This is a genomic window from Vibrio sp., assembly GCF_038138445.1.
Taxonomy (GTDB): Bacteria; Pseudomonadota; Gammaproteobacteria; order Enterobacterales; family Vibrionaceae; genus Vibrio.
This window is the reverse complement of record NZ_JAYQDQ010000191.1, coordinates 1-1,501: the sequence shown is the minus strand read 5'-3', so window position 1 is coordinate 1,501 and position 1,501 is coordinate 1. Positions and strand designations below refer to the sequence as shown.

At 40.8% G+C, this 1,501-nt stretch carries 1 protein-coding gene; it reads right to left on the bottom strand.

Features of this window, described 5'->3' with window-relative positions; translation table 11 throughout:
- Positions 1 to 47: 47 nt before the first annotated feature.
- Positions 48 to 1,319, bottom strand: a complete 1,272-nt coding sequence (locus tag AAFM34_RS20985; RefSeq protein WP_341666236.1) for a diguanylate cyclase domain-containing protein — start codon at positions 1,317 to 1,319, stop codon at positions 48 to 50.
- Between the last annotated feature and the right edge of the window lie 182 nt (positions 1,320 to 1,501).

Below are 1,501 nucleotides of genomic sequence, written 5' to 3'. Positions count from 1 at the left end.
CAATACCGAATTTAAAAGGAAATGATTAGATGGGGTTTACCGCCAGCTTACGAAACACAAACCTCAATGCCATCAGCATACCAAGCTTTTACTTGCTCGCACGCTTTACGTAAAATCCACTGGCCCAGTGGAACAATTTGTGCTGTCTTCTCAGCAATAGGGATAAACTCTGCGGGTGAAATAGGACCCAGTTGAGGGTGCTTCCAACGGATAAGAGCTTCGGCCCCAATTATCTTTGCATCTTCTATCGCAACTTTGGGCTGATAATACAAAACAAACTGATCAGTCAGAAGTGCCGCTTTTATTTCTGTCTCAATCTGATGCTGGCGAATGGTCTCATTCAATAATTGGTCATCAAACCAACACACAAAGCCTGCTCCTTGTAAAAGTGCTTTATAAAGAGCAAAATCCGCATTTTTAACCCAGACCTCATTGTTGTCAGGCGCATCCTTAGCTAAAGCGATACCGATGCTGAAACCCAGCCTATGACTGGTATTTTCCATATGAAACAATGTCTTTTCATGCCGGCGCAGCACGTCAACAGCTTCAACCAATGTGGGTTTAAGTTCAGAACTCTCAACAACCAAAGCAAATTCATCACCACCAAGGCGATAAAACTTTCCATAACCTCCGATCAAATCATGAATATGCTCTGCAAAGGCAATCAACAACATATCACCATATCGGTATCCAAGCCGGTCGTTTATATACTTAAATCCATCTAAACCTATGTGTAGTAGTCCAAATTGCTCAGCATTATGTCTATCAACAACTTTGATATCCTCGTAAAATGCATGCAGGTTAGGCAACTTTGTTAAATAGTCTGTAATACTTTGAAGCTGATAAATGCGTGCTTGTTTACGAGTCTCAACATAAAAGTAAGCCATCATAGTTGCAAAGATTGTAATAGCACTAACTTCAGCCGTAATTTCAATAAACAGGCCAACATCCAGTGAAGTCAATTGGTACAAATACCCATTGATGAGACCAGCAGCTACAGCAATAGACCACATTGAGCCGGGGAAAAGAACAACATAGCATAGAGGTAAGAGAATTAGTCCACTTCTGATCACTCCAACTTCCAGAGGCTCAATTAACCCTCCTACTAAGAACAAAGCGAGGGCCGAAAAGGCAAATAGGTGCTTAAGGCGAACATCTGACACCCATAAAGCAACAACCATTACAAATGGCACCAGCAGAAAAACGTTACTCCAAATATGGGATTGGGTGACTAAACCATATGAGATAACTGTTACAGAACATAAATAAGCAAGGTCTGCAATAATCGTCATCCATTCTTCACTCACATTTTTACTCACCTTACTACCCTATAATTATTCAACCAATATCATCACACTCCTTAAACCTAGTCTTTAATTAACCCCTTGACGAATTTGCTACAAAAAAACCTCCGTATTAGGAGGTTTTTGTCTCAAATCAAGTGAAGTGATCCGCCCCAGCAGTTTTGGACACCGAGTTAAGTGAGTACAATCACTAACGA